General features: G+C 70.4%; 15 protein-coding genes and 1 tRNA gene. 12 read left to right on the top strand and 4 right to left on the bottom strand.

The genetic code is table 11. The features are described 5' to 3' along the window. Positions 1-59 precede the first annotated feature (59 nt). On the top strand, positions 60-254 hold the full coding sequence (locus AC060L_RS10850) for a MerR family transcriptional regulator (protein WP_483798423.1): 195 nt from the start codon (positions 60-62) through the stop codon (positions 252-254). A gap of 213 nt (positions 255-467) precedes the next feature. After that, positions 468-1214, top strand: a complete 747-nt coding sequence (locus AC060L_RS10845; RefSeq protein WP_483798422.1) for an MBL fold metallo-hydrolase — start codon at positions 468-470, stop codon at positions 1212-1214. A 91-nt stretch (positions 1215-1305) separates the two neighbouring features. Here AC060L_RS10845 and AC060L_RS10840 read toward each other — a convergent pair whose 3' ends face one another. Together AC060L_RS10840 and AC060L_RS10835 are read right to left on the bottom strand one after the other, a co-directional pair. Then, a complete protein-coding gene (locus AC060L_RS10840) occupies positions 1306-2583 on the bottom strand; it encodes a PTS transporter subunit EIIC (protein WP_483798421.1) in 1278 nt (425 codons plus the stop codon). Positions 2584-2804: 221 nt separating this feature from the next. Next, positions 2805-4064, bottom strand: coding sequence for a PTS transporter subunit EIIC (locus AC060L_RS10835; RefSeq protein WP_483798420.1), 1260 nt, complete (start codon positions 4062-4064; stop codon positions 2805-2807). A gap of 340 nt (positions 4065-4404) precedes the next feature. Between AC060L_RS10835 and AC060L_RS10830 the strand changes: the two genes are divergently transcribed. The 4 genes from AC060L_RS10830 (at position 4405) to rdgB (ending at position 6780) form a co-directional block, all read left to right on the top strand. Then, entirely contained in the window at positions 4405-4638 is a 234-nt protein-coding gene (locus AC060L_RS10830) for a PTS sugar transporter subunit IIB (protein ID WP_483798419.1), read from the top strand. Positions 4639-4804: 166 nt separating this feature from the next. Further along, a complete protein-coding gene (rph, locus tag AC060L_RS10825; RefSeq protein WP_483798418.1) occupies positions 4805-5530 on the top strand; it encodes a ribonuclease PH in 726 nt (241 codons plus the stop codon). Positions 5531-5737: 207 nt separating this feature from the next. Continuing rightward, the gene (locus AC060L_RS10820; protein ID WP_483798417.1) at positions 5738-6127 is read left to right on the top strand and encodes a hypothetical protein; all 390 of its coding nucleotides are present in this window, start codon (positions 5738-5740) and stop codon (positions 6125-6127) included. Between the two features lie 41 nt (positions 6128-6168). Next, positions 6169-6780: an RdgB/HAM1 family non-canonical purine NTP pyrophosphatase gene (rdgB, locus tag AC060L_RS10815; protein WP_483798416.1), complete on the top strand. Its 612-nt coding sequence runs from the start codon at positions 6169-6171 to the stop codon at positions 6778-6780. Positions 6781-6852: 72 nt separating this feature from the next. Here the strand turns inward: rdgB and AC060L_RS10810 are convergent. Beyond that, a tRNA-Leu gene (locus AC060L_RS10810) sits at positions 6853-6936 on the bottom strand. A 305-nt stretch (positions 6937-7241) separates the two neighbouring features. Between AC060L_RS10810 and AC060L_RS10805 the strand changes: the two genes are divergently transcribed. The 3 genes from AC060L_RS10805 to AC060L_RS10795 are packed head-to-tail and all read left to right on the top strand — an operon-like array spanning position 7242 to position 10968. Next, positions 7242-8294 (top strand): substrate-binding domain-containing protein, encoded by a 1053-nt coding sequence (locus AC060L_RS10805; protein WP_483798415.1) that lies wholly within the window; start codon positions 7242-7244, stop codon positions 8292-8294. 41 nt (positions 8295-8335) lie between these two features. Next, positions 8336-9925, top strand: coding sequence for a sugar ABC transporter ATP-binding protein (locus tag AC060L_RS10800; protein ID WP_483798414.1), 1590 nt, complete (start codon positions 8336-8338; stop codon positions 9923-9925). Next, a complete protein-coding gene (locus AC060L_RS10795) occupies positions 9922-10968 on the top strand; it encodes an ABC transporter permease (RefSeq protein WP_483798413.1) in 1047 nt (348 codons plus the stop codon). The genes AC060L_RS10800 and AC060L_RS10795 overlap by 4 nt, the downstream gene beginning before the upstream one ends. A gap of 90 nt (positions 10969-11058) precedes the next feature. Here AC060L_RS10795 and bcp read toward each other — a convergent pair whose 3' ends face one another. Beyond that, positions 11059-11532, bottom strand: coding sequence for a thioredoxin-dependent thiol peroxidase (gene bcp, locus AC060L_RS10790; protein ID WP_483798412.1), 474 nt, complete (start codon positions 11530-11532; stop codon positions 11059-11061). Between the two features lie 148 nt (positions 11533-11680). Here bcp and AC060L_RS10785 point away from each other — a divergent pair, with 148 nt between their 5' ends. The 3 genes from AC060L_RS10785 to AC060L_RS10775 all read left to right on the top strand — a co-directional run bounded on the left by AC060L_RS10785 (position 11681) and on the right by AC060L_RS10775 (position 13373). After that, on the top strand, positions 11681-12034 hold the full coding sequence (locus AC060L_RS10785) for a DUF3618 domain-containing protein (protein ID WP_483798411.1): 354 nt from the start codon (positions 11681-11683) through the stop codon (positions 12032-12034). 181 nt (positions 12035-12215) lie between these two features. Further along, positions 12216-12518, top strand: a complete 303-nt coding sequence (locus AC060L_RS10780; RefSeq protein WP_483798500.1) for a GroES family chaperonin — start codon at positions 12216-12218, stop codon at positions 12516-12518. A 240-nt stretch (positions 12519-12758) separates the two neighbouring features. Further along, positions 12759-13373: a hypothetical protein gene (locus AC060L_RS10775; RefSeq protein WP_483798410.1), complete on the top strand. Its 615-nt coding sequence runs from the start codon at positions 12759-12761 to the stop codon at positions 13371-13373. The last annotated feature ends 89 nt before the right edge of the window (positions 13374-13462 follow it).

The raw sequence follows: 13462 nt of genomic DNA, 5'->3' as shown, positions 1-13462 counted from the left end.
ATGCTGACCACGCAGCGAATCACCGGTCGACACAGTGTCCCCCGTGGAGGTGGCACCAGATGAGCCCGCACGGCAACCAAGCGTGGTCCTACACCGAGATCGCCCGTCACATCGGAGTCCAGCCCGACACCGTCCGCAGCTACCGCCGCCACGGTCTGCTGCCCGACCCCGACTTCACCGACCCCGACGGCCGCCCGCGCTGGTACCCCGAGACCATCCGCGCCTGGGCCCGCGACCGCCCCGGCCACCGCTGAGGCGCCCGCCCCCGAGCCCGCGCCGGGCAGCCGTTGGCACTCCTGTCCCCGCCCCGCCCCGTTCTGGTGATTCCAGCCACAGCGCGGCACGGGGACGGGGGCAAAGTGCCCGGCCGCCCTTACTCTCGACACGCGAACGCTGCGCCCTACTCGCCGGTCCGACCCGGCGGTAACCGGCGTGCGCGCAGACCAGGATCCGGCGGAGGGGCTGGGATGAAACTGACTGTGGTGGGGTGCTCGGGGAGTTTTCCGTCGCCCGAATCGCCCTGCTCCAGCTACCTGGTCGAGGCCGACGGCTACCGTCTGGTGCTTGACCTCGGCAACGGCGCGCTCGGCGCGCTGCAGAGCCACACCGGGCTGTACGAGGTGGACGCGGTCGTGCTCAGCCATCTGCACGCCGACCACTGCATCGACCTCTGCGCGTACTGGGTGGCCCGCAACTACCGCCAGGAGGGCTGCCCCGAGCTGCTGCCGGTCTACGGCCCGCAGGACACGCCCGGCCGGCTGGCCCGCGCGTACGACATGCCCGAGCGCCCGGGGATGACCGAGGTCTTCGACTTCCACACGCTGACCCCCGGCAGCTTCAAGCTCGGCCCGCTGGCCGTCACCGCGGTGCGGGTCAACCACCCGGTCGAGGCGTACGCGTTCCGGATCGAGCACGGCGGACGCTCGCTGGTGTACTCCGGCGACACCGGCGAGAGTGCCGAGCTGGTGGAGCTGGCCCGGGGCTGCGACCTCTTCCTCTGCGAGGCCGCCTACACGGACGGCAAGGAGACCTACCAGGCGGTCCACCTGAACGGGCGCGAGGCCGGCGAGCACGCCGCGGCCGCCGGCGCGCGGCGCCTGGTGCTCACCCACATCCCCCCGTGGACCGACCCCGAGCGCAACCTGCGCGACGCCGAGGCCGCCTACGACGGCCCGGTGGAGCTGGCGAAGGCGGGCGCGGTCTACGAGGTCTGAGGCCGAGGCCGAGACCGAAAGCCCGGAGGGCGCCGACCGCGTGTGCGGTCGGCGCCCTCCGGGCTCTCAAGCGGCTCTCAGGCGGCGTGGATCACGCCTTGGTGAGGTCCTCGATCTCCTCGTCGGACTCGCGGCCCGGCGTCTTGAGGTCGAACTTGGTGATCGCGAAGCGGAACACCAGGTAGTAGATCGCCGCGAAGACCAGGCCGATCGGGAAGACCATCCACTGGTTGTGGCCGTGGCTCCAGCCGAGCACCAGGTCGATCAGGCCGGCCGAGAAGGTGAAGCCGAGGTGCACGCCCAGCGCCCAGGTGACGGCCAGCGAGACGGCGGTCAGCACCGCGTGGATCACGAAGAGGACCGGCGCGATGAAGACGAAGGCGAACTCGATCGGCTCGGTCACACCGGTGACGATCGAGGTCAGCGCGAGCGACATCATCATGCCGGTGACGACCTTGCGGCGCTCCGGCTTCGCGCAGTGCGCGATCGCGAGCGCGGCGGCGGGCAGCGCGAACATCATGATCGGGAAGAACCCGGACATGAACTGGCCGGCGCTCGGGTCGCCCGCCATGTAGCGGGTCAGGTCGCCGTGCACCACGGTGCCGTCGGCCTTGGTGTAGTCACCGGCCTGGAACCAGGCGTAGGAGTTGACGAACTGGTGCATGCCGATCGGCAGCAGACCGCGGTTGACCAGGCCGAACGCGCCGGCGCCGAGCGCGCCCGCGCCGATCAGGGTGTTGTTCAGGTGGCCGATCGCGGTGCCGACCGGGCCCCAGAACTGCGCGAAGAGCACGCCGACCGCGGTGCCGACGAAGGCCATGATGATCGGGACCAGCCGGCGGCCGTTGAAGAAGCCGAGCCAGTCGACCAGCTTGGTGCGGTGGAACTTCTGCCAGAGCACCGCGCTGAGCAGGCCGATCACGATGCCGCCGAGCACGCCCGGGTTCTGGTAGGTCGGCGCGACCCACTTGCCGGCCTCGATGTGGCCCTCGGTGATCGGGAACGCCGTGAGGACCTTGTTGTAGACCATGAAGCCGACCAGCGCGGCGAGCGCGGTCGAGCCGTCGGCCTTCTTCGCGAAGCCGATCGCGATGCCGATCGCGAACAGCAGCGGCAGGCCGGTGCTGCTGTCCAGCAGCGCGCCGCCGGCGGCGTTGAAGACGGCCGCGACCTTGTCCCAGCCCAGGCCGTCCTTGCCGAACACGTCGTCCTGGCCGAGGCGCGCGAGCAGGCCGGCGGCCGGCAGCACGGCGATGGGCAGCTGGAGGCTGCGGCCCATCTTCTGCAGGCCCTGGAGCAGGCTCTGCCCGAACTTCTTGCTGGGGGGCGTGGGGGCTGCGGGCCGCGCTGCCTTCGCAGTCGTACTCATGGGGTGGTTCCTCACGGTGCGGCGTACCGGGCGGGGTGCGGTCCGGATCCGATACGCGAACTGGTCTACACCACTAGTGGTGTAGACCAGTTTTGTAGCACGGCCCGAGAGGAGCCGGTACCCCCGAAGGTCCCGCAGGTGGGAAGCGCTATGAAATCGAAACCTTGTTGAGGATTGGAGATCTTCACAGCGGGCAGCGGCAGCCGGGGGCCGGCCGGGCGCTAGCCGCGGGTGACGTCCTCGTGGTCCTCGTCGGGCTCGCGGCCCGGCGTGGTCAGGTTGAACGCGGTGATCATCACTCGGAAGAGCGTGTAGTAGACGACCGCGAAGCAGAGGCCGATCGGGATGATCAGCCAGGGCTTGGTGGCCAGGTTCCAGTTGATCAGATAGTCGATCAGGCCCGCAGAGAAACTGAAACCGTCGTGCACCCCGAGCGCCCAGGTGACCGCCATCGAGACGCCGGTCAGCAGCGCGTGCGCCACGTACAGCAGCGGGGCGACGTAGAGGAACGAGTACTCGATCGGCTCGGTGACGCCGGTCACGAAACTGGTCAGCGCGACCGAGGTCATCAGGCCCATGATCTCCTTGCGCCGGTGCGGCTTCGCGCAGTGCGCGATGGCCAGCGCGGCGGCGGGCAGCGCGAACATCATGACCGGGAAGAAGCCCGAGGTGAACTGGCCGGCCGTCGGGTCGCCGGCCAGGAAGCGGTTGACGTCGCCGGTCACCACCTGGCCGTTCGGCTTGGTGTAGCTGCCGTAGGTGAAGAAGATGAAGGTGTTCAGGAACTGGTGCAGGCCGACCACCAGCAGCGCCCGGTTCGCCACGCCGAAGATGCCCGAGCCGAGCGAGCCCAGCCCGGCGAGCCAGTTGCTGAAGTGGGTCAGCCCGTTGCCGATCGGCGGCCAGAGCCAGAGGCAGAGCACCGCGAAGACGGTGCCGACGAAGGCCATCAGCATCGGCACCAGCCGGCGGCCGTTGAAGAAGCCCAGCCAGTCCACCAGCTTGGTCCGGTGGAACCGCACCCAGAACCAGGCGGTCATCAGGCCCATCACGATCCCGCCGAAGACCCCCGGGTTCTGGTAGCTCGGCGGCGTGGTCGCCGGCACCACCGGGAACTGGTGCAGGACGTTGTAGTAGACGAGGAACCCGGCCACGGCCGCGAGCGCCGTCGAGCCGTCCGCCTTCTTGGCCATGCCGATCGCGACGCCGACGCAGAAGAGCAGCGGCAGCCCGAGCGAGGAGTCCAGCAGCCCGCCGCCGGCGCCCGCGAGCACCTTGGCGACGTCCGGCCAGTCGGCGATCCGGCCGTCCGGTCCGAACATGTCCGGCTGGCCGAGGCGGTTCAGGATGCCGGCTGCCGGCAGGACCGCGACCGGCAGTTGGAGCGAGCGGCCCATCTTCTGCAGGCCGTTGTAGAAGCCCTGCCACCACTTCGTCCCAGCCCCGGCCCGGCCGGACCGCGCGGCGCTCGCCGAACTCATCCTGCCCCCTCCCGCCGCTGCGCCGGTGTGTGCGTCGGGTGGCCCGCGTTTTGGGAAGTGCGTCCTCAGTGGTGTAGACCAGTTCTTGGTGCACCGATGCGCGCCGTGGACGCGAGCCCCACTCCTCGCCATCCTGGGAGGAAGATCCACGACCCGCGCGCGGAGCTGCGCCAAACGTGGATTAACGTGGCGGAACGGATCGAACCGGGCGATGCTGGTCGCGCCGGGCGCACGAGGCGGGCGACTGAGCCCGCGTCACCCCACCCGCGCCGCCGGGTGCCCACATCGCAGGACGGCTTCGGCAAGGCAGCCGGAACGCCGAGACAGAGGGAGAAAGACCATGGCCACCAAGGCTGAGAAGATCGTCGCCGGTCTCGGCGGTATCGAGAACATCGAAGAGGTCGAGGGCTGCATCACCCGGCTGCGCACCGAGGTCGTCAACCCGGAGCTGATCGACGAGGCCGCCCTCAAGGCCGCCGGCGCGCACGGCGTGGTGAAGATGGGCACCGCGATCCAGGTCGTCATCGGCACCGACGCCGACCCGATCGCGGCCGAGATCGAAGACATGATGTGAGCCTCGTCGCGTGGGCCTCGCGCACCTGAGGCCCCGCTGCTGAGGCTCCGCCGACGGCCCGTCATCGCAGGTCCGGTACCCACCCTCGATGACGGGCCGTCGGCTGCTCGCGCGCCTGCACCGGCGGGTGTGTCCGGTATGCCGGAACCGACTACGCTCAATCCCTATGTCACGCATCGACGGCCGCACGCCCGACCAGCTCCGCCCGATCACCATCGAACGAGGCTGGAGCAAGCACGCCGAGGGCTCCGTCCTCGTCTCCTACGGCGACACCAAGGTGCTCTGCACCGCGAGTGTCACCGAAGGCGTCCCGCGCTGGCGCAAGGGCAGCGGCGAGGGCTGGGTCACCGCCGAGTACTCCATGCTGCCGCGCGCCACCAACACCCGCGGCGACCGCGAGTCGGTCCGCGGCAAGATCGGCGGGCGCACCCATGAGATCAGCCGCCTGATCGGCCGCTCGCTGCGCGCCGTGATCGACCACCGCGCGCTCGCCGAGAACACCATCGTGCTCGACTGCGACGTCCTCCAGGCCGACGGCGGCACCCGCACCGCGGCGATCACCGGCGCCTACGTCGCGCTGGTGGACGCGGTCTCCTGGGCCCGCGAGAAGAAGCTGCTGCGCGCCAAGGGCCAGCCGATCACCGGCGGCGTCAGCGCGGTCAGCGTCGGCATCATCGACGGCGTCCCGATGCTCGACCTCCAGTACGAGGAGGACGTGCGCGCCGAGACCGACATGAACATCGTCTGCACCGCGGACGGCCGCTTCGTCGAGGTCCAGGGCACCGCCGAGGGCGCGCCGTTCGACCGGGACCTGCTCAACCAGCTGCTCGACCTCGGCACGCTGGGCTGCGCCGAGCTCGACGAGATCCAGCGCAAGGTGCTGGAGGGCTGACGGCGGCTGCCGACGCCTGACGCCGGCTGACGTGCGGCACCGCGGGGCGGTGCCGCACCGGCGCTGACGGACCGTTCGACCGCGTCCTGTTCGACTGCGAGGGAACTGCTGGGCGGGTGTTGCTCGTCTTCCCCTACCCGGGCTGTACAGCCGGCCCGCCCAGCCCGTACGGTTCCCGCAACAGCCTTACCGCACCGGAGGACGCCGATGCCGCACAGCATCACTCGCCCCGCCGCGCTCGCCGCGGCCGCGCTGATCATCGTCCTCCCGCTCAGTGCCGTCAGCTGCTCGGCCGCGCAGAAGGCGATGGACTGCGGCACCACCGCGGTCCGGGTCGGCACCGACGTCAGCAAGCTGGGCGACGCGTACAGCAACTCCAACAACGACCCGGCCGCCGCCGGCAAGGCGCTCGGCAACCTGCGGACCGACCTCGACAAGCTCGGCAAGAACGCCGGCAACACGAACGTCTCGAAGGCAGTCACCGACCTGCAGCAGCAGGCCGACAAGGCGCAGCAGGCGGTCAACGCCAAGCAGGTCCCCGACCTCGGCCCGCTCGGCGACGCGGTCGGCAACCTGAGCAAGGTCTGCGCGGGCTGACGCACCGACGCGCTGACGGGGATCCGCGATACTGGGGAGCCATGAGCACCCCCCGACGCCTCGTCCTCGCCACCCGCAACCAGCACAAGGTCACCGAACTGCGCGCCATCCTCGGCGCAGCCGGCCTCGACGTCGAACTCGTCGGCGCCGACGCCTACCCCGAGATCCCCGACGTCCCCGAGACCGGCGTCACCTTCGCCGAGAACGCGCTGCTGAAGGCCCACGCCCTCGCCCGCGCCACCGGCCTGCCGGCCGTCGCCGACGACTCCGGCCTCTGCGTGGACGTGCTCGGCGGCGCCCCCGGCATCTTCTCCGCCCGCTGGGCCGGCAAGCACGGCGACGACCGCGCCAACCTGGACCTGCTGCTCGCCCAACTCGGCGACATCGCCGCCCCCCACCGCGCCGCCCACTTCGCCTGCGCCGCCGCCCTGGCCCTCCCGGACGGCACCGAACGCGTCGTCGAGGGCCGCCTGCTCGGCACCCTGCGGACGGCGCCCTCGGGCGACGGCGGCTTCGGCTACGACCCGATCCTCCAGCCCCTCGGCGAGACCCGCACCTGCGCCGAACTGACGCCGGCGGAGAAGAACGCGATCAGCCACCGCGGCCAGGCGTTCCGCGGCTTGGCGGAGGTGGCACGGGAGTTGCTGGGGTGACGGAAAGTCACCTGACGCAATGAAGGTCCGCCCGGAGGTACTTCCCGGGCGGACCTTCATTTCTTAGGCTAGTGCGGCCTGAGGGACTCGAACCCTCACGAGGTTTCCCTCACTGGCACCTAAAGCCAGGGCGGCTGCCAATTACGCCAAGGCCGCATGTTCGCTGTTCCACCATGCTACTGGGCTGCGGATCCCTTCGTCATCACGGTTCTGCCGGGCGGCGACTCGACGCTGCGTCGTGTCCGCGTTCTGTCCACACTGCGGACCTGTTGCGTTCGCAAACCTGGACATGTCAGTCTCTGACACTCCGTCTCCACACAATCCGGCAACGGTTACGTTTCGACCTGTGCGGATCTGTGCGAAAGCTCTTGACGCGGCTGATCAGAGCGGGTGTCATATGGCTCATCACGTTCGAACCTGTTTGGTTCTGATCGATTGTGAGCCGAAGGAGTCTCCGCACCATGATCGTGCGCCACCGCCGCCGTACCGCAGCTGCCGCCGCTGTCGGTCTGCTCGTCACCCTCAGCCTGACGGCCTGTTCCACCGGTCAGCAGACCACCAAGGCCGGCGGCGGCGACGTCGCCACGGTCAACGGGAAGATCTCTATCACCTACCTGCAGAAGCAGGGCGACCAGCAGTACTTCATCGGCGAGGCCGCCGGTGCGAAGGCCAAGGCCGCGCAGCTCGGCGTCAACCTGAACGTCGTCAACCTCGGCAACGACGCCAACCAGACGGTCAGCGACGTGCAGTCGGCGATCGCGCAGAAGAGCAACGGCCTGATCATCGTCGTGCCGGACCCGGCCGTCGGCCCGCAGGTCGTGCAGACCGCGAAGGACGCCAAGGTCGCGCTGCTCACCTCGGACGACCAGGTCTGCGCGACCGGTCCGTCGCCGGCCAACTGCGACAAGACCAACCTGGTGCCGCGGATCGGCTTCAGCGGCCAGCAGATGGGCCAGCAGGTCGGCCAGCGTGCCGCCGAGGAGTTCAAGAAGGCCGGCTGGAACGCCGCCGACACCCGGATCATCTCCGCCTGGCAGCAGGACGTCACGGTCTGCGGTGACCGCGTGAAGGCCGCCAAGGACGCCTTCAACAGCGCCGCCGGCGCCACCGTGCAGAACATCGACGTGGCGACCGACAACACGCCGACCGGTGCACAGGACAAGATCGCCGCGACGCTGACCGCCAACCCGAGCGTCAAGCACTGGGTCGTCTGGGGCTGCAACGACGAGAACGTGCAGGGCGGCATCACCGCGATGCAGAACGCCGGCATCACGCCGGACAACGTGATCGGCGTCGGCCTCGGCGCGTACCTGGCCTGCAAGGACTGGGGCAGTGGCAAGCCGAGCGGCATGAAGGCCGCGCTGTTCATCAACGGCAGCGACGTGGGCGCGCTCGCGGTCCAGACCATGGTGGACAAGCTCAAGAACGGCAAGGACTTCCCGCAGGAGGCCTTCGCCCCGACCAGCATGGTGGACGCCTCCAACTGGCAGTCCTCCGGCCTGCAGTGCAGCTGAGTCGGCCTGGTAGCCAGAGGAAGTAGTCAGAGGAACCGACTGTGACGACCAAGACGATGACAGCGGGGGCCGGGGTCCGTGAGCTCGGCAAGCGCTTCGGCGAGGTTCGGGCGCTCGGCGGGGTGACGCTGGACTTCCCGGCGGGGCAGGTCACTGCCCTGATGGGGGAGAACGGGGCCGGCAAGTCCACCCTGTTGAAGATCCTCACCGGTGACCACCAGCCCACCGAGGGCGGGGTCCTGCTGGACGGCGCCGAGGTGGCGCTGCACTCGCCCGCCCGGGCCCGGGCCATGGGCATCCGGATCATTCCGCAGGAACCGGAGATCATCCCGCACGTCTCGGTCGCCGAGAACGTCTACGCCGGCGCGCTGCCCCGGGCGGCGGGGCGCCGGCTGGACCGGGCGGAGCTGCGTCGGCGGATCACCGCCGACCTGGACCGGCTGGGCTTCTCCCGGGTGCTCGACCCGGACCTGCTCGGCTCCGAACTGACGCCCGCTCAGCGTCAGTTGGTGGAGATCCTGCGGGCGCTGACCGGCGAGGCGAAGGTGATCGCCTTCGACGAGCCGACCTCCTCGCTCTCCGAACAGGAGGTGGACGCGCTCTTCGCGCTGATCCGCCGGCTGCGCGACCAGGGCGTGGCGGTCATCTACGTCTCGCACCGGATGAAGGAGATCTTCCAGCTCGCCGACCGGATCGCGGTGCTGCGCGACGGCACGCTGGCCGGCGTGCTGGACGCCGCGACGGCGAGCGAGGGCGAGCTGGTGCGGATGATGGTCGGCCGCGACCTGTCGGCGATGTTCGTCCGTCAGAACGTGGCGACCGACCGGGTGGTGCTGGACATCCAGGGGGTGACCACCGACGACGTCACCGACGTCAGCCTGCAGATCCGGGCCGGCGAGGTGGTCGGCCTGGCCGGCCTGATCGGGGCCGGCCGCTCCGAGCTGGCGCTCGCGCTGGCCGGTGACCTGCCGATCCGCAGCGGGCAGGTGCTGCTCGAAGGCAAGCAGCTGCGCTCGGGCCGTCCGGGCGAGGTGATCCGGGCCGGGCTCGGTCTGGCCCCCGAGGAGCGCAAGGCACAGGCGCTCTTCCTGCACCGGTCGATCCGGGACAACACGACGCTGGTCGTGCTGGAGCGGCTGCGGCGCTGGCGGTTCGTCCGGAGCTCGGCCGAGAAGCAGCTGGCGCAGGAGTTCTCGGACCGGCTGCGGGTGCGCACCCCGTCGATCGAGCACGAGGTCCGCAAGCTCTCCGGCGGCAACCAGCAGAAGGTGGTGCTCGCCCGCTGGCTGGCCCGCAAGCCGAAGGTGCTGATCCTGGACGAGCCGACCCGCGGCATCGACATCGGTGCCAAGGCCGAGATCTACCAGATCATCGCCGACCTGGCGAAGGAGGGGGTCGCGCTGCTGGTGATCTCCTCCGAGCTGCCCGAGGTGCTCGGGCTGGCGGACCGGGTGGTGGTGATGCAGAACGGCCGGATCACCGGGGAGCTGGACCGCGCCGAGGCCAACGAGGAGCGGATCCTGTCGCTCGCGATGGCCGATGACCTGGCGACAACTGAGCCGGCGGCAAACGATCTGGCGGCAACCGACCCGGGGTCGGCTGGCGCGCGTAACGAAGGAAGGACCGCATGAGCACCACGACCGTTTCCGACAAGGCCGCCCCCGGGAGCGTGCCGCCGGCCAACGGCGGCGGCAAGTCCGGCGTCGGCGCCCTGCTGGCCAGGGTCGGCGGGCAGAACCTGAGCCTGATCGCCGCGCTGGTCGTGCTGCTGGCGCTCTTCGGTTCGCTGAACGACAACTACCTGAGCTGGAACAACATCCAGGTGATCGCCGAGGCGGTGACCATCAGCGGCCTGCTGGCCGTGGTGCAGACCGTGGTGATCATCTGCGGCGGCCTGGACATCTCGGTCGGCTCGCAGGCCGGTCTGGCCTCGGTGGTCAGCGCGATGGTCTTCACCTCGACCGGCAGCAACTCGCTGCTCGGCATGCTGGCCTCGGTCGGCGTCGGCGTGCTGATCGGTGTGCTGAACGGCGTGATCATCGTCTACGGCCGGGTGAACGCGACGATCGCGACGCTGGCCGGCCTGGCCGCGTACAAGGGCGTCGCCCAGCTGATCTCGAACGGTGCCGCGCAGGGCTACGTGCTCAACGACAGCGTCTTCATCTTCCTCAGCCGCGGCAAGATCGCCGGCCTGCCGGTGATGGTGTGGATCCTGATCGTCGTCGCGCTGGCCGTGCACGTGATGCTCAAGTACACCGACATCGGTCGCAACATCTACGCGATCGGCGGCAACGACACCGCCGCCCGACTTGCCGGTATCAACATCAACAAGTACCTGATCGCGGCCTACGGCCTGTGCGGCGTGGTCGCGGCCGTGGCGGGCATCCTGCTGACCGCGCGGACCGGCTCCGGCCAGCCGGTCTCCGGCAGTGAGGGCCTGGAGCTGCAGTCGATCACCGCGGCGGCGCTCGGTGGTTGCGCGCTCAAGGGCGGCAAGGGCGGTATCGGCGGCACGCTGCTGGCCGTCGCGCTGCTCGGTGCACTCGAGAACGGGTTGACGGTCCAGGGGATCAACTCGTTCTGGCAGAACGTGGCGCAGGGTTCGCTGCTGGTGGTCGCTGTGGTGATCCAGCAGCGCCGCAGCGGCGAGCGGGCAGTGGGGTTGCCCGGCTGACGATCCTGCGTCGCGGTGGGAAGGCGGCCTCGGCTCCTGTGTGGGGGAGCCGGGGCCGCCGCCGTCTTTCCGCGGGTCACCAGCGGAGCGTCAGGCGCCGACCTTGAGGTCGCGCAGCAGCTTGGCGACGTGGCCGGTGGCCTTGACGTTGTACAGTGCGCGCTCGACCTTGCCCTGTTCGTCCACGATGACGGTGGAGCGGATCACGCCGACGTAGGTCTTGCCGTAGTTCATCTTCTCGCCGTACGCGCCGTAGGCCTCCAGCACGCTCTTCTCCTCGTCGGAGAGCAGCGTGACCTTGAGGTGCTCGGTCTCGCGGAACTTGCCGAGCTTCTCCGGCTTGTCGGGGGAGATGCCGATCACGTCGTACCCGGCACCCGCGAAGACCGCCAGGTTGTCGGTGAAGTCGCAGGCCTGGGTGGTGCAGCCGGGGGTCAGCGCGGCCGGGTAGAAGTAGACGATCACCTTGCGGCCGAGGTGGTCCGCGAGGGACACCTGCTTGCCGTCGGCGTCGGGCAGGGAGAAGGCGGGGGCGGTGTCGCCCGCCTGGAGGCGCTCGCTCACGATCAGGTCGCTCCTGGTGCTGGACTTGGTGGTCGTGCTGTCAGCAAACCTACCCCTGATGGTGGGTGGGACTGCGCGGCCCGGCGGCGGAGCTGACAGACTGAGACGGAGCAGACGACCGTGACGCGAGGCGAGTGAGGTGGCCCGGGTGGGCAAGGGGAAGACGAAGGACGCGGCCCGAGACGACGCGGGGCGCACGACCGCCGAGATCGAGGCGAACATCGAGCGCACCCGGACCCAGCTGGCCGCGACCCTGGACGAGCTGGCCATGCGGGTGCACCCCACCACGGTGGCGGCGCAGGTCCGGGCGAAGGCGCAGGCGACGGTCGAGCAGCGGATCGCCCGGGTGTACGTCGGTGCGAACCGTGGCGTCGAGCAGCTGAAGGCCCAGTTCACCGACGAGAAGGGCAACCCGCGCAAGGAGCGGATCGTGCCGGTCGCGCTGGTCGGCGTCGGCGTGCTGCTGCTGGTGGCCTCGGCCCGCAAGCGCAAGGAGAAGTGACGCGGTCCGGACGGCCGCGGCACCGGACCGCGCCAGCGGGCGGGCCAGCGCCGCGGCACCGACCCGCGCCAGGTACGGTCTGGGCGTGAGCGTGAACGACGAAGCGAGCAAGGACTCCGGGCACTCCGGCCACCCCGAGCACGGCCGGCACGACCGGCTCGGCGAGAAGCTGCCGATCCGGATGCTGCACGACCGGGTGCTGGTGAAGACCGAGGGCAGCGAGGGCGAGCGCCGCTCGACCGGCGGAATCCTGATTCCGGCGACGGCCGAGCTCTCCAAGCGGTGCACCTGGGCCGAGGCGGTCGCCGTCGGGCAGAGCGTGCGCGCGGTGGAGCCGGGCGACCGGGTGCTGTACGACCCGGAGGACAAGCTGGAGGTCGAGGTGCGCGGCGCCACCTACGTGCTGCTGCGCGAGCGCGACCTGCACGCGGTGGCGGCCGAGCGGCTGAAGGACTCGGAGGGGTCCACCGGGCTGTACCTGTGATCCCGCAGGCTTGCTGAGGGCCCGTCCGGGTGCACCGGACGGGCCCTCAGCTGTCGGGGCATCAGCGGCAGTGTGCCGACGTCGGGGTGCGGACGTCGGATGGGACGACTTTGCGCGGGGGAGCCACGCGTTCGGGTGAGTAGCGGTGGCCGCTGCGGCGTGGCGGGCGCACGGTGTGGAGCGGGGCACTTAAGGCCCCATCCACTCGGGGATTCCACTGCGTCAAGGAGAACCAACCCCATGCGTGCCATTTGGACGGCTGCCGCGTTGAGCGCGGCGATGAGCCTCACCTCGGTCACCGCGGCGACCGCGGCCGTCCCGCTCCGCGACCCGGACGCGCCTCGCGTGCTGTCGCTGCCGGTGGCGGCCTCGGACCGGGCGGACCTGCCGGACCTGCCCGGGCTCTCCGGCCTCTCCGGTCTGTCCGGTCTCTCCGGGCCGTTCGCGACGCTGAGCGGCCTTCCGGCGACGGTCTCCGCGCCGTCCGCCGGTCTGCCGTCGCTGCCCTCGCTCCCCACTTCGCTGCCGACGTCCCTGCCGGCCTCGCTGCCGACGCCCGCGCTGCCGGCGCTGCCCGACGTGTCCGGGCTGACCGGTGGGCTGACCGGTCTGGTGAGCAGCCTGCTGGCGACCCTCCAGGGCCTGCTGGCCAGTCTCGGCCTGCCGGTCACGCTGCCCAGCCTGCCGACCTCGCTGCCGACCTCAGTGCCCACGGCCGCCCCGGACGACAGCACCGCCACCGACCGGGGCGCCAAGCCGGCCACCCGGTCGGTGTCGCCGGACACCGTGGCCCAGCTCCAGCGCGCGGCCGACCAGCTGAACGCGGCGATCGCGGCTGCAAAAGCGAAGCAGTGAACGACCCGGCCGAAGCAGTGAACGGCCGGTAGCACTCGGTCAGAAAATCCGCTGCGGGCCGACCGCCCGCGCGGGTAGCGTGGAGTGAG

Source organism: Kitasatospora sp. NEAU-69 (genome assembly GCF_057158765.1).
This window is presented reverse-complemented; position numbering and strand designations above follow the sequence as displayed.